This is a genomic window from Ramlibacter sp. MMS24-I3-19 (assembly GCF_050320135.1).
Taxonomy (GTDB): Bacteria; Pseudomonadota; Gammaproteobacteria; order Burkholderiales; family Burkholderiaceae_C; genus Ramlibacter.
Window position 1 is genome coordinate 2,704,935 of record NZ_CP190017.1, and the last position, 23,911, is coordinate 2,728,845.

At 69.8% G+C, this 23,911-nt stretch carries 20 protein-coding genes; 10 read left to right on the forward strand and 10 right to left on the reverse strand.

Annotated features, from left to right (window positions below; all coding sequences use genetic code 11):
• Positions 1-74: 74 nt before the first annotated feature.
• Both ACPWT1_RS13550 and mutL read right to left on the reverse strand, forming a co-directional pair.
• Positions 75-917: an alpha/beta hydrolase gene (locus tag ACPWT1_RS13550; protein WP_427911698.1), complete on the reverse strand. Its 843-nt coding sequence runs from the start codon at positions 915-917 to the stop codon at positions 75-77.
• A gap of 64 nt (positions 918-981) precedes the next feature.
• On the reverse strand, positions 982-2,877 hold the full coding sequence (gene mutL, locus ACPWT1_RS13555) for a DNA mismatch repair endonuclease MutL (protein WP_427911699.1): 1,896 nt from the start codon (positions 2,875-2,877) through the stop codon (positions 982-984).
• A 63-nt stretch (positions 2,878-2,940) separates the two neighbouring features.
• Here mutL and ACPWT1_RS13560 point away from each other — a divergent pair, with 63 nt between their 5' ends.
• On the forward strand, positions 2,941-3,588 hold the full coding sequence (locus ACPWT1_RS13560) for a VTT domain-containing protein (RefSeq protein ID WP_427911700.1): 648 nt from the start codon (positions 2,941-2,943) through the stop codon (positions 3,586-3,588).
• A 146-nt stretch (positions 3,589-3,734) separates the two neighbouring features.
• Here ACPWT1_RS13560 and ACPWT1_RS13565 read toward each other — a convergent pair whose 3' ends face one another.
• Positions 3,735-4,280: a LuxR C-terminal-related transcriptional regulator gene (locus ACPWT1_RS13565; protein ID WP_427911701.1), complete on the reverse strand. Its 546-nt coding sequence runs from the start codon at positions 4,278-4,280 to the stop codon at positions 3,735-3,737.
• Positions 4,281-4,386: 106 nt separating this feature from the next.
• On the opposite strand from ACPWT1_RS13565, the gene ACPWT1_RS13570 reads away from it, so the two are divergent.
• The 5 genes from ACPWT1_RS13570 to ACPWT1_RS13590 all read left to right on the forward strand — a co-directional run bounded on the left by ACPWT1_RS13570 (position 4,387) and on the right by ACPWT1_RS13590 (position 8,633).
• Complete coding sequence (locus tag ACPWT1_RS13570; protein WP_427911702.1) at positions 4,387-5,085, forward strand: CoA transferase subunit A; 699 nt, start codon at positions 4,387-4,389, stop codon at positions 5,083-5,085.
• A gap of 9 nt (positions 5,086-5,094) precedes the next feature.
• Positions 5,095-5,733, forward strand: a complete 639-nt coding sequence (locus tag ACPWT1_RS13575) for a 3-oxoacid CoA-transferase subunit B (RefSeq protein WP_427911703.1) — start codon at positions 5,095-5,097, stop codon at positions 5,731-5,733.
• On the forward strand, positions 5,730-7,106 hold the full coding sequence (locus tag ACPWT1_RS13580) for a CoA transferase (protein ID WP_427911704.1): 1,377 nt from the start codon (positions 5,730-5,732) through the stop codon (positions 7,104-7,106). The genes ACPWT1_RS13575 and ACPWT1_RS13580 overlap by 4 nt, the downstream gene beginning before the upstream one ends.
• Before the next feature lie 133 nt (positions 7,107-7,239).
• Complete coding sequence (locus tag ACPWT1_RS13585; RefSeq protein WP_427911705.1) at positions 7,240-7,989, forward strand: head GIN domain-containing protein; 750 nt, start codon at positions 7,240-7,242, stop codon at positions 7,987-7,989.
• A gap of 146 nt (positions 7,990-8,135) precedes the next feature.
• The gene (locus ACPWT1_RS13590) at positions 8,136-8,633 is read left to right on the forward strand and encodes a hypothetical protein (protein ID WP_427911706.1); all 498 of its coding nucleotides are present in this window, start codon (positions 8,136-8,138) and stop codon (positions 8,631-8,633) included.
• Here ACPWT1_RS13590 and ACPWT1_RS13595 read toward each other — a convergent pair.
• Positions 8,612-9,196, reverse strand: coding sequence for a DNA-3-methyladenine glycosylase (locus ACPWT1_RS13595; protein WP_427911707.1), 585 nt, complete (start codon positions 9,194-9,196; stop codon positions 8,612-8,614). The two genes, ACPWT1_RS13590 and ACPWT1_RS13595, sit on opposite strands and share 22 nt — an antisense overlap.
• A complete protein-coding gene (locus tag ACPWT1_RS13600) occupies positions 9,189-11,039 on the reverse strand; it encodes an ABC transporter ATP-binding protein (protein ID WP_427911708.1) in 1,851 nt (616 codons plus the stop codon). The genes ACPWT1_RS13595 and ACPWT1_RS13600 overlap by 8 nt, the downstream gene beginning before the upstream one ends.
• A 118-nt stretch (positions 11,040-11,157) precedes the next feature.
• Between ACPWT1_RS13600 and imuA the strand changes: the two genes are divergently transcribed.
• The 4 genes from imuA (at position 11,158) to ACPWT1_RS13620 (ending at position 18,232) form a co-directional block, all read left to right on the forward strand.
• Positions 11,158-11,877 (forward strand): translesion DNA synthesis-associated protein ImuA, encoded by a 720-nt coding sequence (gene imuA, locus ACPWT1_RS13605; RefSeq protein WP_427911709.1) that lies wholly within the window; start codon positions 11,158-11,160, stop codon positions 11,875-11,877.
• Positions 11,846-13,171, forward strand: a complete 1,326-nt coding sequence (locus ACPWT1_RS13610; protein ID WP_427911710.1) for a Y-family DNA polymerase — start codon at positions 11,846-11,848, stop codon at positions 13,169-13,171. The genes imuA and ACPWT1_RS13610 overlap by 32 nt, the downstream gene beginning before the upstream one ends.
• Entirely contained in the window at positions 13,164-16,484 is a 3,321-nt protein-coding gene (locus ACPWT1_RS13615) for an error-prone DNA polymerase (RefSeq protein WP_427911711.1), read from the forward strand. Before ACPWT1_RS13610 ends, ACPWT1_RS13615 begins: the two co-directional genes overlap by 8 nt.
• Before the next feature lie 365 nt (positions 16,485-16,849).
• Positions 16,850-18,232: a phosphomannomutase/phosphoglucomutase gene (locus ACPWT1_RS13620; RefSeq protein WP_427911712.1), complete on the forward strand. Its 1,383-nt coding sequence runs from the start codon at positions 16,850-16,852 to the stop codon at positions 18,230-18,232.
• On the opposite strand, the gene ACPWT1_RS13625 is transcribed toward ACPWT1_RS13620, so the two are convergent.
• Genes ACPWT1_RS13625 through ACPWT1_RS13645 form a run of 5 tightly spaced genes read right to left on the reverse strand, consistent with a single transcriptional unit; the run spans position 18,229 to position 23,834 of the window.
• On the reverse strand, positions 18,229-19,284 hold the full coding sequence (locus ACPWT1_RS13625; RefSeq protein WP_427911713.1) for a GNAT family N-acetyltransferase: 1,056 nt from the start codon (positions 19,282-19,284) through the stop codon (positions 18,229-18,231). The genes ACPWT1_RS13620 and ACPWT1_RS13625 overlap by 4 nt on opposite strands.
• On the reverse strand, positions 19,241-20,293 hold the full coding sequence (locus tag ACPWT1_RS13630; RefSeq protein ID WP_427911714.1) for a glycosyltransferase: 1,053 nt from the start codon (positions 20,291-20,293) through the stop codon (positions 19,241-19,243). Before ACPWT1_RS13630 ends, ACPWT1_RS13625 begins: the two co-directional genes overlap by 44 nt.
• A complete protein-coding gene (locus tag ACPWT1_RS13635; protein WP_427911715.1) occupies positions 20,290-21,105 on the reverse strand; it encodes a PIG-L deacetylase family protein in 816 nt (271 codons plus the stop codon). Before ACPWT1_RS13635 ends, ACPWT1_RS13630 begins: the two co-directional genes overlap by 4 nt.
• Before the next feature lie 13 nt (positions 21,106-21,118).
• Positions 21,119-22,729 (reverse strand): TIGR04290 family methyltransferase, encoded by a 1,611-nt coding sequence (locus ACPWT1_RS13640; protein WP_427911716.1) that lies wholly within the window; start codon positions 22,727-22,729, stop codon positions 21,119-21,121.
• A gap of 13 nt (positions 22,730-22,742) precedes the next feature.
• A complete protein-coding gene (locus tag ACPWT1_RS13645; RefSeq protein ID WP_427911717.1) occupies positions 22,743-23,834 on the reverse strand; it encodes a CgeB family protein in 1,092 nt (363 codons plus the stop codon).
• Positions 23,835-23,911 lie beyond the last annotated feature (77 nt).

Consider the following 23,911-nt stretch of genomic DNA (forward strand, 5'->3'; position numbering starts at 1 on the left):
GATTCGGTCGAGGCGGAAGAAGGGGCGGTGGACACCGCGGGCGAGCCTAGCAGAAGCCCGCGGGGCGCCCGTGCTCAGCGCAGGCTGAACAGCTGCTGCACGGCTTCGCGGTACTGCGCGCGGCCCACCGACATCGTGCTGTGGTGCGAGCCGCCCTCGACCAGGAGGAAGCGCTTCTTGCCGCCGGCGGCGTCGTACAGCCGCCGTGCCAGGTCGCCCGGGACCAGCGTGTCGTCGCTGCCATGCACCACCAGCAGCGGCGAGCCGATGCGCGCCACCTTGCCAAGCGAATCGAACCGCTGCGTGACCAGCGGGCCGAACGGCAGCCAGCCCCACCTGAAGGTGCTGGCCAGCTCCGGGATCGAGGTGAAGGTGCCCTCGACGATGGTGCCCTTCTCGTCGGCCACCCGCGCGGCCAGGTCGATGGCGACTGCGCCGCCCAGCGAGTGGCCGAAGATGTACCGCGGCCGCTGCGGGTAGTGCGCGGCCAGCCAGTCCCAGGCGGCGCGCGCGTCCTCGTAGGCGGTGTCTTCCGACGGCAGCCCTGGACTGCTCTTGCCGAAGCCGCGGTAGTCGATCGCGAGCACCGAGAAGCCCATGTCCCGCATGCGGCGCATCCGGCCCGCCGAGCCTTCGACGTTCCAGCGGGCGCCGTGCAGGTACAGCAGCACCGGCGTGTCGGCGCGCGGATGCTGCGCCTCGAGCCACAGGCCATGCAGCTTCGCGGGCTGCGACGTGGATTTCGACGCGAAGGAGATCCACACGTCGTCCATGCCTTCGGCGGCATCTGCACTGTTGCCCCAGGCCCTGTCGCTGGGCTGGAAGATCCAGGCGCGCTCGTGTTCGTCGAGCGTGGAGCAGCCCCAGGTCAGCAGCAGCGCGAGAACGGCGAGGAGGGCGGGCAGCAGGCGACGCATCGTCCGGCAGAGTGCGGGGCCGCCGTAAAGTTCACCCGTCGTCAGCGTGAAGCCAGGGTGAAGGTCAGCGCCCGCGCAGGAACAGTGCGTCGAGGTCCCGCACGGTCACCTGCCGCCACGTGGGCCGGCCGTGGTTGCACTGGTCCGAGCGCTCGGTGGTTTCCATCTGCCGCAGCAGGGCGTTCATCTCGTCGATGGTGAGGCGGCGATTGGCCCGCACCGCGCCGTGGCAGGCCATGGTGGCCAGCAGTTCGTCGCGGGCGCGCTGCACCACGGTGCTGGCCTCGTGCTGCGCCAGTTCGGCCAGCACGCTGCGCGCGAGCTCCACCGCATCGCCCTGCGCCAGGGTCGTGGGCACGGCGCGCACGGCGAGCGTCTTCGCCGAGAACGGCGTGATCTCCAGGCCCACCTGGCGCAGCGTGGCCCCGCAGGCCTCGGCTGTCGCGACTTCCTGGGGCGTCGCGGCGAACGTGGCCGGGATCAGCAGCGGTTGGCTGGCCAGCGCGCGGCCGTCGCCGGTCCCGAGTTGCGCCTTGAGGCGTTCGTACACGATGCGCTCGTGCGCCGCATGCATGTCGACGATGACGAGGCCCTGCCGGTTCTCGGCGAGGATGTAGATGCCTTGCAGCTGCGCGAGCGCGCGGCCGAGCGGCCAGTCTCCGTCGGGGAGTCCTTCCTCCGTTCGGCCCGAGGCTGTCGAAGGCCCGGCACCGGCTTCGACAGGCCCAGGCTCAACCGGCGATGGGTCGAATGCGGCTTCGGCGGGTTCGGCCCGAACGGACGTGTCAGCCCGAACGGACGGTGACCACAGCGCCCCTACATCGTTCACCCTGTTGCCGAATGCCGGCGTGCCGAAGTCCACGCGCGCCTGCGACCACGCCGCGAAGGGCGCCGGCGCGGCGGGTGAGGGCGCGAGCAGTGCAGGCTGCACCGGCACCTCCGGCGCCTGTTTCGCGCGCGGCGTGGCCAGTCCGGCCTCGACGGCGCGGCGCACCGCCTGGTGCACCTCGCGCCCGTCGCGGAAGCGCACCTCGATCTTGGTGGGATGCACGTTGACGTCGACGCGCGTCGGGTCGATCTGGATCGCCAGCACGTAGACCGGCTGCCGCTGCCCATGCAGCACGTCCTCGTAGGCGCTGCGCGCCGCGTGCGCCAGCACCTTGTCGCGCACGAAGCGGCCGTTGACATAGGCGAACTGCTGGTCGGCGCGCGAGCGCGCGGCGTCGGGGATGCCGGCGCGGCCACTCACGCGCAGCGGTCCCATCGTGAGGTCCACCGGCACGCTGTCGGCGAGGAAGTCGTCGCCCAGCACGTCGGCCATGCGCTGTTCGTGCGTGCCCGGCCGCCACTGCTCGACCAGCTTGCCTTCGTGCCAGATCGCAAACCCGACGTCGGGCCGCGCCAGCGCATGCCGCCGCACCGCCTCGATGCAGTGGGCCAGCTCGGTGGCGTCGGTCTTGAGGAACTTGCGGCGCGCCGGCGTGCTGAAGAACAGCTCCTTGACCTCGACGCTGGTGCCTTGCGCGCGCGCGGCCGGCCGCAGCTCGCCGCTGCGCGCATCGAGCAGGAACGCGCTGGGCTGGTCGGCGCATCGCGACAGGATGGCCAGCTCCGAGACCGAAGCGATGGCCGCGAGCGCTTCGCCGCGGAAGCCCATGGTGCCCACGGCCTCCAGGTCGGACAGGCTTCCGATCTTGCTGGTGGCATGGCGACGCAGCGCGATCGGCAGTTCCTCGCGCGGGATGCCCATGCCGTCGTCCTCCACCGCCACCAGGCGCACGCCGCCCGCGAGCAGGCGCACGGTGATCTGCGCGGCGCCGGCATCGAGCGCGTTGTCGACCAGCTCGCGCACCACCGACGCGGGGCGCTCGACGACCTCGCCGGCCGCGATCTGGCTGATCAACTCGTCGGGAAGTTCGCGGATCGGGCGCCGGGGGCGCGGCTGGAGCACGGCGTTCACGCCGACGATTCTAGGAGCCTGCAGCGGGTCAGCCCGAGCGGCCACAGGGATAATCCGCCGCTCATGGAACTCCTTGCCTTCCTCATCGACTTCATCCTGCATGTCGACAAGCACCTGCAGGCCTTCGTCAGCGACCACGGCACCTGGGTCTACGCGCTGCTGTTCGTGATCATCTTCGTCGAGACCGGCGTCGTGGTGATGCCGTTCCTGCCCGGCGACTCGCTGCTGTTCGTGGTCGGCGCCATGTGCGGGATCGGGCTGATGGACTACGCCAGCTCCGTGGCGCTGCTGTGGGGCGCCGCGGTGCTGGGCAACCAGAGCAACTACACGATCGGCAGGTTCATCGGCCCGCGGGTGTTCCAGTGGGAGCAGAGCCGCTTCTTCAACCGCAGGGCCTTCGACCAGGCGCATGCGTTCTACGAGAAGTACGGCGGCTTCACCATCATCGCCGCGCGCTTCATGCCGTTCCTGCGCACCTTCGCGCCCTTCGTGGCGGGCGTCGCGCAGATGACGCGCAGCAAGTTCAGCCTGTTCGACGTCGTCGGCGGCGACCTGTGGGTGGGCGGCATCGTCACCGCCGGCTTCTTCTTCGGCAATATCCCCTGGGTCCAGCAGCACCTGGACAAGATCATCTGGGCCATGATCCTGGTGCCGGGACTGATCGTGATCTTCGGGGCGGTGAAGGGGCGGCTGAGGGAAGGGTCGGCCTGAAGGCGGGAGCGGACTGCCGAACGCGAAAGACGCGAAATCACGCGAAAGACGCGAAAGACGCGAAAGGAATTCCAAATCATTGGATCTCTTTCGCGTCTTTTCCGCTCTTTCGCGTCTTTCGCGTTCGGCTGCCCGCTTTTCCCGCGTCAATGCCCCGCGGTGAGTTTGTGCACCAGCTCCGCGGTCGTGTTCGCCTTGTACTTGCGCATCAGGCGCGCGCGGTAGATCTCCACCGTGCGGTGGCTGATCGCGAGTTCCTTGCCGATCTCCTTGGACGTCATGCCGTCCAGCAGCCGCGCGGCCACCTCGCGTTCGCGCGCCGTCAGTTCCGCCTTCACCGGTCGCTGCGAGCTCAGGTCCTCGAAGGACCAGATGCCCGATTCGTGCGGCGCCGCGCGATTGAGCGCGCGCCCTGTGACGTGGCACCAGAACACCTCGCCGTTGGCCCGCTTCATGATGCGGTCGTCGGCATAGCGGCCACGGGCATTGAGGATCGGCGCCATGCGCGCGCCCAGGCGCTCGTACTCGTCGACACTGGGATACAGGGCCAGGAACGACTGGCCGACGAGCGACTCGCGCGTGAAGCCGAACATCTCGCACAGCTGGCGGTTGCAATCGACGATGCTGCGGTTGCGGGAGACGCACAGGCCCACGGGCGCCAGCTCGAAGGCCAGCCGGTAATCGAGGTCCACAGGGGCTTACCTTTACGAGGAACTACGTAGCTGAATAGGTAGTATCGTAGCCGCAGTCCGGCGCGCCCTTCGGCGCCGGAGTCCCCATGCACCAGGAGACATCCACGTGAAAAAGCTTTATCCCTCCGCCGCGGCCGCGCTCGACGGCGTGGTGCGCAGCGGCCAGCTGATGGCCGTCGGCGGCTTCGGCCTGTGCGGCATTCCCGAGGCGCTGATCGAGGCTCTGCGCGCCAGCGGCGTGAAGGACCTGACGGTCATCTCCAACAACGCCGGGGTCGACGATTTCGGCCTCGGCAAGCTGCTGCAGACGCGCCAGATCAAGCGGATGATCTCGTCGTACGTGGGCGAGAACAAGGAGTTCGAGCGCCAGTACCTGGCGGGCGAACTGGAACTGGAATTCACGCCGCAGGGCACGCTGGCCGAGAAGCTGCGCGCCGGCGGCGCCGGCATCCCCGCGTTCTTCACCAAGACCGGCGTCGGCACCATCGTCGCCGAGGGCAAGGAACTGCGCGAGTTCGACGGCGAGACCTACGTGATGGAGCGCTCGCTGGTGCCGGACGTGTCGCTGGTCAAGGCCGACGTCGCCGACAAGAGCGGCAACCTGCGCTTCCGCCTGACGGCACGCAACTTCAATCCCGCCGCCGCGATGGCCGGCAAGGTGTGCATCGTCGAGGTCGAGAAGATCGTCGAGGTGGGCGAGCTCGCCCCCGACGACATCCACCTGCCGGGCATCTACGTGCACCGCATCGTGCACAACCCGAGCCCCGAGAAGCGCATCGAGAAGCGCACGACCCGTACGGCGTAAGGAGAGAACATGCCCTGGACCCAAGACCAGATGGCCGCGCGCGCGGCGCAGGAACTCGAGGACGGCTTCTACGTCAACCTCGGCATCGGCATCCCGACGCTGGTGGCCAACTTCACCGGCGACAAGGAGGTGTGGCTGCAGTCGGAGAACGGCATGCTGGGCATCGGCCCCTTCCCGACCGACGCCGAGGTCGACGCCGACCTGATCAACGCCGGCAAGCAGACCGTCACCACGATCAAGGGCTCGGCCATCTTCGGCAGCCACGACAGCTTCGCGATGATCCGCGGCGGCAAGATCAACCTCTCGATCCTGGGCGCGATGCAGGTCAGCGAGAAAGGCGACCTGGCCAACTGGATGATCCCCGGCAAGATGGTCAAGGGCATGGGCGGCGCGATGGACCTGGTGGCCGGCGTGCCACGCGTGATCGTGCTGATGGAGCACGTGGCGAAGAAGAAGGACGGCACCGAGGACATGAAAATCCTGCCCCAGTGCACGCTGCCGCTGACGGGCGTGGGCGTGGTGGACCGCGTGATCACCGACCTGGGCGTGATGGACGTCACCCCGCAGGGCCTCAAGCTGGTCGAACTGGCGCCCGGCGTCACGTTCGAGCAGATCCAGTCGAAGACGGGCGTCAAGCTGCTGAAGTGACCGCCCCGCGCGAAGCGCTGGCCTCCCTCTGGCGGTCCACGGGGCTGCCCCAGGAAGCGCTGCGCTTCGCCGATCTCACCGGCACCGAGCCGGTCTTCCCCTCCTCGTTCGCGGTCGGCACGGCGGCGCAAGCCTCCATTGCAGCGGCGGCGCTGGCCGCCTGCGAGGTCGGCCACCTGCGCGGCGCCGCGCGCCAGCGCGTCGCGGTGGACATGGCGCATGCCGCCACCGAGTGCACCGCGTGGTTCGCCATCGACGGCAAGGTGCCCGACCTGTGGGACCCGTTCTCCGGCCTCTACCGCTGCGCCGACGGTTGGGTGCGCGTGCATGCCAACTTCCGTCACCACCGCGATGGCGCGCTGGAGCTCCTGGGCCTGGATCCGGCGACGGCGACGCGGGCGCAGGCCGACGCGGCCATGCTGCGCTGGAAGGCGCGTGACTTCGAGGACGCGTCGGCCCGGGCCGGCCTGGTCGCGACCGCGCTGCGGACTTTCGCCGAGTGGGACGCATCGCCGCAGGGGCAGGCCATCGCTGCGCAGCCGCTCGTGAACATCGAGCGGCTGGGCGACGCCCCGGTGCTCGCGTTGCCGCCGCTCGAGCCGGACCAGCGGCCGCTGGAAGGCGTGAAGGTGCTCGATCTCACCCGCATCCTCGCCGGCCCCGTGGGTGGGCGGATGCTCGCGGCCTATGGCGCCGACGTGATGCTGGTCAACTCGCCGCACCTGCCCAACATCGACGCCATCGCGGACACCAGTCGCGGCAAGCGCTCGTGCCATGTGGACCTGCGCACCGCCCGCGGGCGCGAGGATTTCGAGGCCTTGCTGGCCCAAGCGCATGTGGTGATCCAGGGCTACCGTCCGGGCGGGCTCGATGGCCTGGGCTATGGCCCCGGAGACCTCGCGCGTCGCCGCCCGGGACTCGTTTCACTCTGGCTCTCCGCCTACGGTCCACAGGGCCCGTGGCATGACCGGCGCGGCTTCGACTCGCTCGTGCAGACCGCGATGGGCTTCAACCATGCCGAAGGCGAAGCGGCCGGCAGTGGGCCCAAGGCGCTGCCCATGCAGGTCCTCGACGAAGCCTCCGGCGCCCTGATCGCCGCGATGGCCTCGGCGCTGCTGCATCGCCAGCAACGCGAGGGAGGCAGCTGGCTGGCGCGCGTGTCGCTCGCGCAGACGGCGCACTGGCTGCGTTCGCTGGGGCGGGTGCGCGATGGACTCGCTGCCAAGCCGCCTTCCCGCGACCCGTGGGTCGAGCACGCGGACTCCGGCTTCGGCCGGCTCAGTGGCATCGCCCACAGCGCCCACCTGGCTGCCACGCCCGCGCGCTGGTTGCGCCCGTCGGAGCGGCCGGGGACTTCGCCGCCGCACTGGTGAGCGCCCGCCGCCGCTGCGGTCGAGGGCCGATTCCTGCAGCCTGTCGCTTCCACCTGCAGTCCGTCGCGCCCCGCTTCGGCCATCGAGGACCTCCTCCTAGGATCGCAGCACATCCAGACACCAGGAGGCATCCATGGCACCCGTTTCCGTCTCCCGCCGCGCTGCGGCCGTGGCGCTGGCCGCTGGCGCAGTCGCGTTGGCGTCCGGTGCCGCGTGGGCCTGGAGCACCGTCCGCGGCAACGGCACGCGGCGCAGCGAAGCCCGCACCGTGTCGGGCTTCAGCGGCATCGCGATGTCCGTGCCGGGTCACCTTGAACTGCGCCTGGGCCCGACCGAGAGCCTCACGATCGAGGCCGACGAGAACCTGCTGCCGCTGGTCGAGACGACCGTCTCGCGCGGCACCTTGCAGATCCGCGTGCGGCGGGACCAGGACATCGACCCGACCGTGCTGCGCATCGTCGTGCAGGCCAGGCAGATCGAGCTGCTGTCGCTGGGGGGCTCCGGCAGCATCTCCGCCGATGCGCTCAAGGCTGCAGCGCTGAAGCTCGACGTGGGTGGCTCCGGGTCGATCGCCCTGCAGCGCGCCGACATCGAGGAGCTGACCGTCTCGATGGCCGGCAGCGGCAGCGCCAACCTCGCCGGCAAGGCGCGCTCGCTCAAGGTGTCCGTCGCCGGATCCGGCAGTGTCTCGGCTGCCGCGTTGCCCGCCGACGAGGCCCGGGTGAGCATCGCCGGCTCGGGACTGGCCACCGTCAGTGCCCGCACCAGCCTGAGAGCCAGCATCGCGGGCTCAGGGTCGGTGCGCTACCAGGGCGACCCGAAGGTGGAGCGCTCCATCGCCGGGTCGGGCGACATCCAGCGCATCGGCCCGCTGCCGTCCTGAACCCTGCATTGTTTTGTCAGCCGTTGACGATTTGCAACCCGTCGCCAGCCTCGGCTGACAGCGGGTTGCCTTTTTTTCCTTCAAGCTGGCCCAGCATTGGAGTTCCATCATTCGCCCGGTGCCGCTGTGGCACAGGGAGGTGCTCGATGAAACCGACACATGCCGTGCTGGCCGCGATGCTGGTCCTGGGCACCGGCCAGGCGATGGCCTGCTACCTGGTCTACGACCGCAACAACCAGGTCGTCTACAGCGGCGACGCCGCGCCGGTGGACATGAGCAAGCCGCTGCACGAAGCACTGGCCGCGAAGTACCCCGGCGGCCACATGACGTTCGACAACGCCCGCGACTGCCCTTCGCAGGGCCGCCTGCGCGTGGCATCCACCAACGGCAAGTCGCCACTGCTGGTGGACATCCGCACCGCGAAGTCCATGGGCCTGCCGTACACGGACATGGGCAACGGCGTGGCGATGGTGCGCGAGCGTCCCGATTCGATGCGGACCGGGGTGAACCTGGCCGAATCGGGCTTGCCGCGCGACGACACACGGGCCATGGGCGCTGCGCCGGCACAGCCGCAACAGAACCACCAGCAAGCCCAGCAGAAGCCGGCCGCCGCCCGCCCGGCTCAGCCCGCCACGTCGCGCTGACGGAACGGCTGGCTCAGGTAGCGCGAGCCGGCCCACCCGAACCGCCAGGGCACGTCCACCGCCTTGCTGATGCCGATGCGCGGGCCGGTCACCACGACCGCCGAGCCATCGGAGGCCAGCACCCGAAAGGGCTTGCGGTCCAGGCGATGCCCGTTCATGGCGTGCTCGATGGCCAGCGCCTGGCCCAGGCGCCCCGGCCCTGAACACAACAGGCGCTCGTCCTGCAACCCGCGGCGCTCGCGCATCACGTCCAGGCCGTGCGTGGGCTGCAGCGCGCGGATCAGCACGCCGGCGCCATGGCCTTCCTCGCGGCAGACGAAGTTCAGGCACCAGTGGATGCCGTACGAGCGGTAGACGTACGCGCGGCCGGGCGGACCGAACATGGCCTGGTTGCGCGGGGTCGGGCCCGAGTAGGTGTGCGACGCCGGGTCCGCACGGTCATAGGCCTCGGTCTCGACGATCAGGCCGCCGACGCCGTCGACCAGCAGCGTGGCGCCAATCAGCGCGCGGGCGACGACGTGCGAGTCGTGATCGAAGTCGGCGGCAACGAGGGGCCTAGACATCCGCGGTCTCGTCCTCGACCGTCTCGCCGAGGAAGCCGCCGCTCTGGTGCGACCACAGCTTCGCATAGAGCCCGCCCTGCGCGAGCAGGCTGCGATGGCTGCCTTCCTCGACGATGCGGCCCTGGTCCATCACGACGAGGCGGTCCATCGCCGCGATGGTGGACAGCCGGTGCGCGATGGCGATCACGGTCTTGCCTTCCATCAGCTCGTCCAGGCTCGCCTGGATGGCGGCTTCCACTTCCGAGTCGAGCGCGCTGGTGGCTTCGTCCAGCAGCAGGATGGGCGCGTCCTTGAGCATCACGCGCGCGATGGCGATGCGCTGGCGCTGTCCGCCCGAGAGCTTGACGCCGCGCTCGCCCACGTGGGCGTCGTAGCCCCTGCGGCCGTGCAGGTCGGCCAGAGACTCGATGAACGCGTCGGCCTGCGCGCGACGTGCCGCGGCGCGCAGCTCGGCTTCCGATGTGCCGGGGCTGCCATAGGCGATGTTGTCGCGCACCGAGCGGTGCAGCAGCGAGGTGTCCTGCGTCACCATGCCGATGTGCATCCGCAGGCTGTCCTGCGTGACGTGCGCGATGTCCTGGCCGTCGATGAGGATGCGGCCGCCGTCCAGGTCGTGGAAGCGCAGCAGCAGGTTCACCAGCGTCGACTTGCCGGCACCGGAGCGGCCGATCAGCCCGATCTTCTCGCCCGGTTTCACGCGCAGCGTGAAGTCGTCGATCACCGGGATCGCCTTGCCATAGCCGAAGCGGATGTGGTCGAACACCACCTCGCCGCGGGTGACGGCGAGCGGCTTGGCATCGGGTTGGTCGACCACGGCGCGCAGCTTGGTGAGCGTGCCCATGCCGTCCTGCACCGTGCCGATGTTCTCGAACAGCGAGGCCATCTCCCACATGATCCAGTGCGACATGCCGTTGATGCGCAGCGCCATCGCGGTGACTGCCGCCACGGCGCCGGGCCCGACCTGGCCCAGCGACCACAGCCACAGCGAGTAGCCGGTGGCGCCCAGGATCAGCCCGACCACCAGCGCGTGGTTGACGATCTCGAAGGTGCTCACCAGGCGCATCTGCTGGTAGCCGATGTTCTGGAAGTCCTCCATCGCGGCGCGCGCGAAGCCGGCCTCGCGCTGGCTGTGCGAGAACAGCTTGACCGTCGAGATGTTGGTGTACGCGTCGGTGATGCGGCCGGTGAGCATCGCGCGTGCATCGGCCTGGGCCTTGCCGACGCGTCCGAGGCGCGGCACGAAGTACCAGACGGAGAGGCCATAGAACACCAGCCAGGCCAGGAAGGGCAGCGTGAGCCGCAGGTCGAACCCGGCGGCCAGGCCGAGGATGGTGAGGAAATAGACCCCGATGCCGATGATCACCTCGGTGGTGACGAAGGCCATCTCGCGCACGGCCAGCGCGGTCTGCATCACCTTGGTGGTGATGCGGCCGGCGAACTCGTCGGCGTAGAAGGCCATGCTCTGGCCCAGCATCAGCCGATGGAAGTTCCAGCGCAGCCGCAGCGGGAAGTTGATCGCCAGCGTCTGGTGCTTGACGATGGTCTGCAGCGCGACGATGACGATGCTGCCCACCAGGATCGCGGACAGCAGCCACAGCGTCGGGCCATGGTCGGTCCACAGCGATGCGGGCTGGGCACGGCCGATCCAGTTGACGATCTGGCCCAGCATCCAGAACAGCACCGCCTCGAACACCGAGACCGAGGCGCTGAGCAGCGCGAGCCAGCCGATGTACCCGCGCACGCCGTCGGTGCAGGCCCAGACGAACGCGAAGAAGCCCTTGGGCGGCAGGGCCGGTTCGGGTTGCGGATAAGGAGGAAGGAGGGTTTCGAAGCGGCGGAACAAGGGGCGGAAGGATGCCACAGGGAGCGGGTGCGGTGTCGTCGCCACCTGCAGACCGCACCGGCAGTTTACTGTATAAATCAACAGTACCGCAGCGCTCCCGCAGTTCCCTTTCCTTTCCATGCCGCCCCCCGCAGACCTGGCCATCCCGCATGTCTGGCGCGTCACCGACCTCGCCCGCGAGGAGGCGGTCGTGCCCAGCGGGCATGCGCTGCTCGATGCGCAACTGCCGGGAGGTGGCTGGCCCGTGGGCAGCATGGTCGAGGTGCTGCAGCACCGTCCCGAGCTGCATGCATGGCAACTGCTGCTGCCGGCCCTGGCGCAGTGGGTCGCGACCAAGCCGGGCCCGATCGTGCTGGTCGGCGCGCCGCTGCCACCGTTCACCCCCGCGTTGGCCGCGCAAGGCCTGCCGGCCGAGCGTCTCCTGTGGATCCGTGTCGATGCGGCCGCGGCACGCCTGTGGTCGGCCGAGCAGTCGCTGCGTTGCGCCGACGTGGCCGCGCTGCTCGCCTGGCTGCCGCACTGCAAGTCGCCCGACCTGCGCCGATTGCAGCTGGCGGCGCGGCAACACGGCAAGCTGCTGTTCGTGTTCCGGCCCGCGCAGGTGCGCACGCAGGCCAGTCCGTCACCGTTGCGGCTGCTGCTGGAGGGCGGCGACGACCTGCAGGTGCAGGTGCTCAAGCGCAAGGGACCGCCCCTGGACCACACGCTGCACCTGTCCCCGCACCCGGCCCGGCTGCGCGCGCTGCTGGCCAGCCGACGCAAGACCCCAGTGCCGGTCACCGCGCCGGCCGAAGAAAGGAGATCGCATGTTCTGGATCGCCTTGTCGCCGCCCCCTGACGACGATCTCCAGCCCTGGCTCTGGTGGTCGCTGCGCTTCACGCCCCGCGTGGCGCGCGTCGAGGAAGCCATCGTGCTGGAGGTGTCCGGCAGCTTGCGCCTCTTCGGGGGGCGCAAGGCGCTGCTGAAGGCGCTGCTGCAATCCGGGCGCGATGATCTCGGGCCGGTGCAGTGGGCCGTGGGGCCCACCTCGCTGGTCGCGCTGGCACTCCTGCGATGCAAGTTGCGTGGCCTCGATGCGCCCAGGCCCTTGCCGGAGGCGCTGCCGCTCGACCTGCTCACCGCCGCCATCCCGCATGCCGCGGTGCTCGAGCGGACCGGCACCTGTACCTGGGGCCAGTTGCGTGCGTTGCCGCGTGCCGGTGTCTCGCGGCGCTTTGGCGCCGCGCTGGTCGAAGCGGTGGATGCTGCCTTCGGTGAGCAGCCGGAGAGCTATCCGTGGGAAGTGCTGCCCGAGGAATTCGACCTGAACGCGGAACTGGTGGCTTTGGCGACCAGCGCGCCGGACCTGATGCTCGCGGCCGAGCGCCTGCTCTCAAGGCTGCAGCTGTGGCTGCAGGCGCGCAACCGTGGCGTGCTGGCGCTCGAGCTCGAATGGACGCTGGACCTGCGTCGCCTCGATGGCGTGGCCTTGCCGCCGAAGGAGCAGCTGCAGGTGCGCACCGCGCAACCTACGCAGGAGATGGCGCACCTGCGCCGCCTCGTTGGCGAGCACCTGGGACGCGCGAAGCTGTCTGCGCCCGCCAATCACCTGCGCCTGCGTTCGCTGGAGACGGTGCCCTGGGCCGGCATGACCACCAGCCTGTTGCCGCAGGAGCGCACCGAAGGCGAGCGGCTGCACCAGCTGGTCGAGCGTTTGTCGGTGCGGCTGGGCGAGGACAACGTGGTGGTGCCGGTGCCGAATGGCGATCACCGGCCCGAGTGCAAGCAGGCGTGGATGCCGGCGAGGGGAGAGCCGTTCGGCTCGAGCCTGTCGAAGGCCCGCGCTCCAGAGTCCCAGCCCGCACAGGCCCCCGACGCCCTCTATCCCAGCTGGGTGCTTCCCCAACCCTTGCGCCTGAAGATGCAAGGCGAGACGCCGTGCTTCGGGGGTCCCTTGCGGCGACTGGCGCGCCTGTACCGGCTCGAGACCGCATGGTGGGACAGCCAGGGCCCCACGCTGCGCGACTACTTCATCGCCCGCAGCGCGCAAGCCGGGCTGCTGTGGATCTACCGCGAGCGGCCCGCGTCGCTGGCACGTGAACTGGCCGGGCATGGCGAGTTCGCCTGGTACCTGCAGGGGCTGTATGCCTGACGTCACCTTCAAGCCCAAGCCGCTGCTGGACGAGGAGCGGCTGCCGCCGGTGCTGGGCGAAGGGCCGGATCGCCTGCCCGCGTATGCCGAGCTGCACTGCCTGTCGAACTTCAGCTTCCAGCGCGGCGCCTCGCATCCCCAGGAGCTCGCGCGCCGTGCCTACGACCTGGGCTACGAGGCACTGGCGATCACCGACGAATGCTCGGTGGCTGGCGTGGTGCGGGCCTGGTCGGGACTGCGCGACTACATGGCCTTCATCGACGGCCTGGAGGCTGCCTTCCCGGACCAGAAACGCAAGCGCGACTTCCGCCTGCTGTACGGGTCCGAGTTCGACTTCGGCGACGTGCGCCTGGTGGCCATCGCGCGAGACCTGCAGGGCTGGGGAGGCCTGTGCCAGTTCATCACCGCCGCACGCACCACCAAGGCGCCGAAGGGCACGTACGTCGTGTCGTGGGAGCGCAGCGAGCTGCGCCTGCTGCAAGGCTGCGAGGTGCTGGTCGTGCCCAGGCGCGTGCCGGGCCAGGACCTGGATGCGATGTCTTTGTGTGCCCGCCTGCAGTCCTTGCACGCCTTGTACGGTGACCACCTCTGGCTGGCGGTGAACCTGCCGCACCTCATCGACGACGACCTCTGGCTGGCCCGCCTGCAGGACGTGGAGGCCGCGAGCGGCGTGCCCCTGGTGGCCACGGGCGACGTGCACATGCACGCGCGCTCGCGCAAGCCGCTGCAGGACGTGGTCACCGCGATCCGCCTGGGGCAGCCCGTGCAGGACTGCGGGCTGGCACTGCAAGGAAATGCCGAGCGCCACCTGCGGCCGCGCATGCGACTGGCCGAGGCCTATCCGGCGCATTTGCTGGCCCGCACGAAGGAGGTGATGCGCCGCTGCCGCTTCGACCTGCAGGAGATCCGCTACGACTACCCGCAGGAGACGGTGCCCGATGGCATGACGCCCTCCGAGGGCTTGCGGCACCTGACCTACCTGGGCGCGGCGGACCGCTATCCGGCCGGCGTGCCGGATCGCGTGCGCGAGCTGGTCGAGAAGGAGCTCGCGCTGATCCAGCAGTGCCGCTATGAGATGTTCTTCCTCACCGTGCACGACATCGTGCGCGAGGCCAGGCGGCTGGGCATCCTGTGCCAGGGCCGAGGGTCGGCGGCCAATTCGGCGGTCTGCTTCTGCCTGGGCATCACGGCGATGGACCCGATGCTCTCGCGTCCGCTGCTCGAGCGCTTCATCAGCGTGGACCGGCGCAACGAGCCGCCCGACATCGACGTCGACTTCGAGCACGAGCGGCGCGAGGAGGTGATCCAGTACATCTACAACAAGTACGGGCGCGAGCGTTCGGCCATCGCGGCCGTGGTCATCAGCTACCGCACGCGCAGCGCCATCCGCGACGTCGGCAAAGCGCTCGCGATTCCCGAGCCGCTGGTCGAGGCGTTCGCCAAGGACCACTACTGGTTCGACGACAAGCTGGCCGGGGATCGCCTGCAGGCGATGGCCACGCAGATCGGCATCGCGCTGCCGGACCACCAGGCCCGCCTGTGGCTGGAGCTCACGCAGCAGCTCATGGGCTTCCCGCGCCACCTGTCGCAGCACGTGGGCGGCTTCGTGCTCACGCAGACGCAGCTGTCGCGCCTGGTGCCGATCGAGAACGCCAGCATGAAGGACCGCTCGGTGATCCAGTGGGACAAGGACGACCTGGAGGACATGGGCCTGATGAAGGTCGACGTGCTGGCCCTCGGCATGCTCACCGCCATCCGTCGCTGCCTGGACCTGATCGCGCAGAGGCGCGGTGAGCCATTCACCATCTACGACATCCCGAACGAGGACCCGGCCACCTACGAGATGATCCGCCGTGCTGACACGGTGGGCGTGTTCCAGATCGAGAGCCGGGCCCAGATGTCCATGCTGCCGCGGCTGAAGCCCAGGCAGTTCTACGACCTGGTGGTGGAAGTCGCGATCGTGCGGCCTGGCCCGATCACAGGCGGCATGGTGCATCCCTACCTGAAGGCGAGGGCGCGTGTCGATTCGGCCAAGGACGAGGCAGCGAAGGAAGCCGCGGTCGTCTACGAGCGATCGCGCTACGAGACCACCGGCGAGCCGAAGCTGAAGGAGGCCCTCAAGCGCACGCTGGGCATTCCGATCTTCCAGGAGCAGGTGATGGAGATCTCGATGATCGCCGCCGGCTTCTCGGCCACGCAGGCCGATTCATTGCGCCGGGCGATGGCGGCGTGGAAGAAGAAGGGCGGGGTGGACAAGTTCGAGGCGCAGCTCAAAGGCGGCATGAAGATCAACGGCTACAGCGACGAGTTCGCCGATCGCATCTTCGAGCAGATCAAGGGCTTCGGCGACTACGGTTTCCCCGAGAGCCACGCCTACAGCTTTGCGCTGCTGGCGTATTCCAGCAGCTGGCTCAAGTGCCACGAGCCCGCGTGCTTCCTGGCGGCGATGCTCAACTCGCAGCCGATGGGGTTCTATGGTCCGTCGCAGTTGATCCAGGACGCGCAACGGCATGGCGTGCAGGTGCTGCCCGCTGACGTGTCCAGTAGCGAGTGGGACAGCTCGCTCGAGGGTGACATGGCCGTGCCGGCGGTGCGCCTGGGGCTGCGGCTGGTGGGCAGCCTGAAGGAGGAGGCCGGCAAGCGCATCGCCGAAACCCGCCGCATCGGTGGACCGTTTCGCGATACCGAAGACCTGGCATTGCGCGCGAAGCTCGATGTGGGCGATCTCGGGGCGCTGGCCGCGGCGGATGCGTTGCAGTCCTTGGCCGGGCACCGCCGCCAGCAGGTGTGGGAAGCCGCGGCCCAGCGCCGCGCACCCGAGTTGCTGCAGAACGCGCCCATCCTCGAGCCGGGGCTCGCGTTGCCCGAAGCCCCGGAAGGCGAGGAGATCGTGTTCGATTACCAGTCGATGGGGCTGAGCCTGCGTCGTCATCCGCTGGCGCTGCTGCGGCCCCGGCTGGCGCGCCAGCGTTTCCTGAACGCCGACCAGTTGTCGAAGCTGCCGGGAGGGCGTCGTGCATCGGCCTGCGGCATGGTCACCGTGCGGCAGCAGCCGGGCACCGCGAACGGCACGATCTTTGTGACCATCGAGGACGAGACCGGGCCGGTGAACGTGATCGTGTGGCAGCGCGTGCGGGAGGAGCAGCGCGAGCCGCTGTTGCGCGCTCGGTTGCTGGCCGTGCATGGAACGTGGCAGCGGGATGCGGAGAGTGAAGGAGGGCGGGTGTGTCACCTCATCGCCGAGAGGCTGGAGGATCTGACGTCGATGCTTGGGAGGTTGGGGAGGGATAGTCGGAGTCGGGATTTCCATTGAGTCCCGGGCGGGGGCATTCGAAGCGCGCGGCAGGCGTTCGGGGCGCGCGGCAGGCGGTGTCTGGCAGGGCCTCATACGGTGAGAGTCGCTCCGCTGCGCTCGCTCCCGTCACCCAAATCGGCCCTGCCAGACACCGCCTGCCGCGTTCCGGCGCTGTGCGTGATCGGACAGGGCACGTTCCTGCACTGCGTCTTTCCGTGTCATTGCGGGCTTGACCCGCAATCCAGTCCCGAGGTCGATCCGGCGCCGTCGCTGGATCCCGCGTCAAGCCCGGCATGACAGACAAGTGCATGCAGCCCTGACAGCTTTGTTGCCCGCTTGAGCTCCCGCCTTCCCCAGAATCAGCCGAGCCTCGATTGCGTCGCATGCACCTCACTCCCAGCATCTTCAAGGCCTACGACATCCGCGGCGTCGTGCCGTCGACCCTGGATGAGCCGCTGGCCGAAGCGCTGGGGCGGGTGTTCGCCAGCATGGACCGCGCCGAAGGCGAGCGCGAGGTCGCTGTCGGGCGCGACGGCCGGGTGAGCGGTCCTGCAATCGCCACTGCGCTGATCCGCGGCCTGATCGCCGGGGGTGTCGACGTCGTGGATCTCGGCATGGTCACGACGCCGATGCTGTCGTTCGCCACCACGACCCTTGTGCGCAGCGGCATCCAGGTCACGGCCAGCCACAACCCGAAGGACCACAACGGCTTCAAGCTGGTGCTCGCGGGCCGCAGCCTGCACGGCGAGCAGATCCGGCTGCTGCGCGATCGCATCGCGAACGACGACTTCGGCCCCGATGTTGCGCCCGGCCAGCTGCGCCGGCATGTTATCCAGGGCGCCTACCTCGATCGCATCGCCACCGACATCCGGCTCGCGCGGCCGTTGAAGGTGGTGCTCGACTGCGGCAACGGTGTTGCCGGTGCCTCATCGCCGCAGGTGCTGCGGGCCATCGGCTGCGACGTCGTCGAGCTGTTCAGCGAGGTCGACGGCAACTTTCCCAACCACCATCCCGATCCGGCCAAGCCGGAGAACCTGCGCGACCTGGTCGCAGCGGTGCGCGAGCACGGCGCCGACGTCGGCCTGGCCCTCGATGGTGACGGCGACCGCGTCGGTGTCGTCACGCCGACCGGCAACATCGTCTATCCCGATCGGCAGATGATCCTGTTCGCGCAGGACGTGCTGGGGCGGCATCCGGGCGCGCCCGTCGTGTTCGACGTCAAGTCCACGCAGCGCCTGGCGGAGGCGATCGCTGCCGCCGGTGGCAAGCCGGTGATGGAGCGCAGCGGCTACGTGCTGCTGAAGGACCGCATGCACGAGTTGAAGGCGCCGCTGGCCGGCGAGATGAGCGGCCACCTGTTCTTCAACGATCGGTGGCCCGGATTCGACGATGGCACGTACGCGGGGTGCCGGCTGCTGGAGATCCTCTCGCGGCATCCCGATCCCGGCGCCGTGCTCGACGGGCTGCCCACCAGCCATTCGACGCCCGAGCTGCACGTGCCCTGCGCCGAGGGCGAGGCGCACCGCGTGGCCGCCGAACTCGCGAAGGTCGCGCGCTTCCCCGATGCCCAGGTCTGCACGATCGATGGCCTGCGGGTGGACTGGCCCGACGGGTTCGGGCTCGTGCGCGCGTCCAACACGACGCCGGTGCTCACCGTGCGCTTCGAGGGCCACACCGAGGCCGCGATGCACCGCATCGAGCAGCGGATGATGGACCTGCTGCGCAGCGTGAAGCCCGACGCGGCGATCGCCGCGGCCGCGCACTAGGCAGGCCGCAGCCGCAGCGTCCACATCGGCTGCGGCACCGCGCCCCAGCGCAGCTTGTACGGTTCGGCGCCGCGCAGGAAATCGAACACCACTGCGCCCTCGGCTTGCGCCCGGTCGATCGCTTCGCCCACCAGCAGCGTGCCGGGGCTCAGGATGGCCGCCGCAGGATCGAAGCCGCCGATGTAGTAGGACCAGCGGCGCTGCGGCGCGTGCGGCGCGTCCGCCAGCACGTACAGCACCGCGATCGGCCCGCCATCGATGCGAAGGCCCAGCAGTCGCAGCAGGCCAGCCCGCAGCAGGCGCGGCGCCGTGTCGCGATGCCAGGCCATGACGCCTTCACCACGCAGCACGCCGGGCAAGCCCCGCAGCGCCCAGCGCTGCGCGTGCAGCCGCTCCAGCGTGTCGAGCCAGGCCGGCAGCGAGCGCTCGTCGGCCAGCTCGTAGGCCACATCGCCGGCACGAGCGGCGCGGCGCCGACAGTAGGCGAGGTCGCGCGCCATCGATGGCGGTATGCGGGCTGGCAGGTGCAGCACGGGATTGATGTCGGCGGCTGTCACATCACGGGTCCAGGCGCGCGACCATGGCATTGATAGCAGGCACGCACCGTCGGCGAGCTGCGGTGCCTCGAGAACATCCCATCGTCCATGTGAGGCGGCCAGGTGCTCCGCCAGCGCGTGCCCCGCGGCGTGTTCCCATCCGGGCGCGACGAGCACGTCGAGCCGGTCCGTGGTCGCAATACCCAGCGGAAAGAGGTGCCGCTGTCCGCTCGCCCGGTCGCGATACACATAGAGAGGCGCCAGGCCGACCAGCGCGCCTGTTCGCTCGCAACGCAACGCGACGCTCGTGAGGTCGCCGCGACCGAGGTGCGTCCACCAGGGCAGCAGCCACGCGGGCGACTGGAACGGAGACGCCCGGGCCGCGATCCACAACGTTTCCCACTCCGGCGCGAGCTGCTCCAGCGCCGCCGTCGTGGTGACGGCCGTCGCCACGACCGCCGACTCGCGCGCCTCAGTGCGTGCCTTGCGGACGACGGGCGAGCTGGTGGTAGGCATCCAGGTAGCGGCCGACCGTGCGATCGACCGAGAAGCGTTCGCGGGCGACGCTGCGGCACACCTCGGGGTCGATCGCGTCGCAGGCGGCGATCGCATCGGCCATCTCGTGCGTGGTGCGCACGAGGAAGCCGGTCCTGCCGTGCTCGATGATGTCGGGCAGCGCGCCGCTGGCGAAGGCGACCACGGGGGTGCCGCTCGCCAGCGCCTCCATCGCCACCAGCGAGCTGGTCTCCGGCGCCAGCGTGGGCAGCAGCAGGCATCGCGCGGCGCTGAGCAGGCGGCGCTTGCGGGCGAAGGGCAGCGGGCCGAGGAAGCGCCGGCGTGCATCGAGCTTCGGCACCAGCGTGCCGTGGAAGTAGCGCTGGTGGTCCTCGTAGGCGAACACCTGGCCACCCAGCAGCACCGGCACGCCCGCCAGCCGGCCCGCATCGAGCGCCGCGTGCAGGTTCTTCTCCGGGCAGATGCGGCCCATGGCCAACGCGTAGTTGCGCTTGCGGCTGCGGCGTGCCAGCGCCTGGATGGGGACGCCGTTCTCGATCACCGGCAGCAGCCGCGTGCCGGGCGGGCAGCGGCGCGCCTGCGAGTGCGACACGCACTGCAGGTGCACGTCGCGCCGCTCGCCCTGGAACACGTGCGCGGGGTACCACGCGGGCGGCAGGTGCAGCGTCACCAGCTTGGGCACGCGCGTGTCGGCAGGCAGGTAGGCGTGGAAGTCGATGCCATGCATGTGCACCACGTCGACCCGTTCGGTGGCCAGCACGCGTTCGATGAACCGGCGGTGCTCGGCCCAGATCGCGCGATTGCGCGCCTCGTTGATGTCGCCCTCGGCCGCTGTCGTGGCCACGAGTTCGCCGCGCACTGACGATCCCTCGCTGGCAACGACGATGGAGCGATGCCCGCCGTCCACCAGCGCGGCGTCCAGCTGGCCCAGCACCTGCTCGGCGCCGCCGACCGCCGCTGGCCCGACCGGCGCGAAGGGGTACGCCACGCTCAGGACCGTGAGGCTCACATGCGTCCCTCCAGCCCGAGCTCGTCCAGCGCCTGGGCCGCCAGCTCGCGGAAGCGCGCACCGGTCATGCCCCAGGGGTACTGCTCGTAGTGCAGCGGTCCCGCATGTGGCGGCTGCGTGAAGTCGTAGGCCGGGGCAGGGCGGAAGCGCTCGGCGTGGAGCGGAAAGCGCGCCAGCGTCTCGCGCTGCGTGGCATGGCAGGCGATCAGCGCGCGCTTGCGGTCCTGCGCCGCCGCATCGAGGCTCACGGACATCGCATGCGCGTCGGCATGCGCATGCGGCAGGAACACGCCGGCCTCGGGTCCCTGCGGGCCCGCGTGGTAGCCGGCCATCTCGACGATCTCGGGAACTGCCGCAAGCCCTGCACGCAACAGCCCCACGGCCGCATGCACGCCGAACGCCGTCGCGTCGTGATCGGGGTGGCCGCCTTCATACGGCTGCGTCAGCACCGCATGCACGTCCCACTGCGCGATGAGGCCTGCGAGGCGGCGCGCGACCTCCGCCAGATGCAGCGACGTCTCCTGGTCGGGGATGCCGAGGTGGATGGTCCGGTCCGGCGCGATGCCGCACAGGCCCAGCGCGGCTTCCAGCTCTCGGCGGCGCGCCTGCCGGTACTCGTCGATGGAGAACCCATGTCGCGCCGCATCGCTGCCTTCCCGCGGCGCCCCGTCGCTCACGTAGACGAAGCGCGCCTCGCGCAGCAACGGCAGGCGCGAACCCGCGCCCACGATCTCGTCGTCGGGATGCGCCACCACGACCAGGGTGGACGAGAGCCGCTGGGCCGCATCCTGCGACCCCACCAATGCCTGCACCAGCACGCCAGGGTCAGGGGGCCGGGCCCTCTTTCGCTCTGGCGGGGTACACGGCGCGCAGCCCGTCGGCCCCGGGCGGCACCGGGCCGCGCTTGCACAGGAACACTTCCTCTTCGGGATGCGCCACGATGTCGAAACCGGTGCTGCGCAGCATCGCCGCGCTGCAGGCCGCATTGGGCAGCCACCAGTTGGTTTCGTCGTGCGAGTACTTGTGCTCGATGAAATGCATCTTGGGGAACGACGGCTTGTCGAACACCTCGGTCTCCCAGAAATCGTGGTCGGACGCCACCGGCTCCATCTCGGGGCTGCCGCGCTGCAGCGACTGGAACAGCAGCAGGTCGCGCGCCACGTGCTCGTGAATGAGGTCGAGCGCCAGGAGCGGATGCCGCAGGTGGTAGACCATGCCCATGAACAGCACCAGGTCGAACTTCTCGCCCAGTGCGCCCACATCGTAGACCGAAAGGCGGCGGAACTCGATGTCCTGGTCCAGCACCTCGGCCGCGAAGCGAGCCTGGTCGAGGTAGTAGTCGTCCATGTCGATGCCCACCACGCGCTCGGCGCCGCGACGCTTCACCTCGAGCGAATGGAACCCCGCGTTGCAGCCGATGTCGAGCACCGACATGCCCGTCATGTCGGCCGGCAGCACGTGCGCGAATCGCTTCCATTTCGCCGCGGGGAAGTCGCCGAGGAAATGCGCCGGTGCCGTCTTCACGCCCAGCAGGTCGATGTTGTGGAACCAGTCGCCCAGCTCATGCACGCGCCGCTCGATCTCCGCCTTCGTGAACAGCTTGCTGCCCGGCCGTGGCGCGACATCGCCGGGCCGCTTGGCGATGGCGGTGCCCGCGTTGCTGCACACCGTCGCATCGCGCGGCTGCACGGGCCTGGCGGCTGCGCGCTGGCGCGTGCCCAGCAGGTTCAGCGCCTCGCGATAGCCGTGCACGGTGCCCGTGTCCACATAGGCTTCTCCGCTGCGCACACCCACGGCCCGGCCGCCCTTCTGCAGGTAGGCGTTGACCAGCGTGCCGATGTACTCGTCGCGCCGGCCACGCTCCTGCCACAGCGCCTCCAGCTCGTGCAGCACGCGGCCGGGCATGCGGAACGCGCCCCAGATCCAGTTGGTCTTCGCGTCCGGGTGCTTGACCTGGATCTCCTGCACGTTGCCGTCCTCGTCGGTGACCACGGCATCGAAGGCCTGCGGCCGGTCGACCGGGAACAGCAGGAACGACAGCACGTCGGAGGGCAGGGTGATGAAGCCTTCCTCGGGGAACCAGATCGTGTCGGGCAGGCCGACCAGCACGTCCTCGTCGGCGCGGACCAGCGAGCAGGCGCGAAAGATGGCGTCGCACAGGCCGCCCGCCTTGGGTTGGACCACGTAGCAGAAGTCGCTGGAGCGGGCGTGCGAGCCGTAGTACTGGACCAGGTCCGACTTGCCCGGCGCGACCACGAAGCAGATGCGCGTGGCGCCGGACTTCAGCATGCGGTCGACCAGGTATTCGCTGACCGCGCGCGGCTTCTCGACGTCGCTGACGATGTTGCTGCCCACCGGCAGCAGCTCCTTCGAGAAGCCCAGCGGCTGGATGCGCGTGCCCAGGCCGGCGGCCGGGATGATGCCCCACGTGCTCATCGTCTCTCCTGTGTCATGCCACCCGGCGCGCGGGCGCGAGGCGCGACGCATCGAGCAGCCGTTCGAGTTCGATCGCGCGATGGGTGGAGGTGTGCTCGGCCAGCACGCGCTCGCGCGCGGCCGTCGCGATGCGGTCGATCTCGCCATCCGACAGCTCGAGCGCCTGCACCACGTCGTCGGCGGTTCGGGCGACGAGGATCTCGCGGCCCGGCGTGAAGAACGCATCGAGCCCTTCCCACCAGTCGCTCACCACCGGCGTGCCGCAGGCCGCGGCCTCGAACAGCCGGCCCGACGGGCAATGCCCGTTCTCCGCCATTGCACGCCGCGTGACGCTGAGCGTGAGGCGCGACGACGAGAAGAAGGCCGGATGCTCGGGTGGCGGCATGTGCCGCACAAAATGCATGTTCGCTGTCCACGGGAAGTCGCCCGGGTACTGCGCACCCGCCAGCAGGAACACCTGCTGCGGCAGTCGCCGTGCCGGCTCGATGAACAGCTGCTCGACGGCCGCCTGCCGGTCGGCCGCATAGGTGCCCATGTACGAGAGTCGGCAGCGGTAGGCATCGCGCGGTGCGACGCGGTGGTGCACCGTGGGGTCGACATGTCCGTAGAGCGTGTCGACGCTCGTCGCGCCGAGCAGGTCCTGCAGGTCCTGCAGCGCCGCGCCGCCGGTGTAGCTGAGCACGAGGTCGAAGTCGCGCAACCCGCGCGCACCGATGTAGGGGACCTCGCGGCCTTCGCGCAGCGACTCGAGCGTGACGGGCGTGTCCATGTCGTAGAACACCTTCACGGCCGAGGTGTCCGAGTCCATCAGCAGCTGCGTTGCCGGCACGCCGTCCGGGCAGTAGGAGGTGACCATCACGGCGTCGGCATGGCGGATCTCGCGCGCCGCGCGGGCCCTGACGGCGTCCCAGCCGGGGTACAGGACCAACTCGCCACCCGGCAGCTGGGTGCAGTCGCGGTGCTCGGCGTAGTAGGGCACGTCGCGCTCGAAGAAGACGAGCTCGTGGCCGCGTGCCGCGAGGGCCCGCCACAGCCCGCGCCACAACGTCGCATGCCCGTTGCCCCAGGAGGAGCTGACCGTCAGTCCGAAGACGACGAGGCGCATGGCGACCTTTCCAACACGACCATCCGGGGCTGTCCTTCCCCGCTGGATGGACGGGGCGGAACGATCTTAGTCACGGG

Excerpts from the sequence above, each read along its gene's own strand:
- ACPWT1_RS13645 (WP_427911717.1), bottom strand. The coding sequence starts at position 23,834 with ATGCGCCTCGTCGTCTTCGGACTGACGGTCAGCTCCTCCTGGGGCAAC.
- ACPWT1_RS13640 (WP_427911716.1), bottom strand. The coding sequence starts at position 22,729 with ATGAGCACGTGGGGCATCATCCCGGCCGCCGGCCTGGGCACGCGCATC.
- ACPWT1_RS13615 (WP_427911711.1), top strand. The coding sequence starts at position 13,164 with ATGCCTGACGTCACCTTCAAGCCCAAGCCGCTGCTGGACGAGGAGCGG.
- imuA (WP_427911709.1), top strand. The coding sequence starts at position 11,158 with ATGCCGCCCCCCGCAGACCTGGCCATCCCGCATGTCTGGCGCGTCACC.
- ACPWT1_RS13585 (WP_427911705.1), top strand. The coding sequence starts at position 7,240 with ATGGCACCCGTTTCCGTCTCCCGCCGCGCTGCGGCCGTGGCGCTGGCC.
- ACPWT1_RS13575 (WP_427911703.1), top strand. The coding sequence starts at position 5,095 with ATGCCCTGGACCCAAGACCAGATGGCCGCGCGCGCGGCGCAGGAACTC.
- ACPWT1_RS13590 (WP_427911706.1), top strand. The coding sequence starts at position 8,136 with ATGAAACCGACACATGCCGTGCTGGCCGCGATGCTGGTCCTGGGCACC.
- ACPWT1_RS13625 (WP_427911713.1), bottom strand. The coding sequence starts at position 19,284 with ATGCCTACCACCAGCTCGCCCGTCGTCCGCAAGGCACGCACTGAGGCG.
- ACPWT1_RS13595 (WP_427911707.1), bottom strand. The coding sequence starts at position 9,196 with ATGTCTAGGCCCCTCGTTGCCGCCGACTTCGATCACGACTCGCACGTC.
- ACPWT1_RS13550 (WP_427911698.1), bottom strand. The coding sequence starts at position 917 with ATGCGTCGCCTGCTGCCCGCCCTCCTCGCCGTTCTCGCGCTGCTGCTG.
- ACPWT1_RS13560 (WP_427911700.1), top strand. The coding sequence starts at position 2,941 with ATGGAACTCCTTGCCTTCCTCATCGACTTCATCCTGCATGTCGACAAG.
- ACPWT1_RS13620 (WP_427911712.1), top strand. The coding sequence starts at position 16,850 with ATGCACCTCACTCCCAGCATCTTCAAGGCCTACGACATCCGCGGCGTC.
- ACPWT1_RS13610 (WP_427911710.1), top strand. The coding sequence starts at position 11,846 with ATGTTCTGGATCGCCTTGTCGCCGCCCCCTGACGACGATCTCCAGCCC.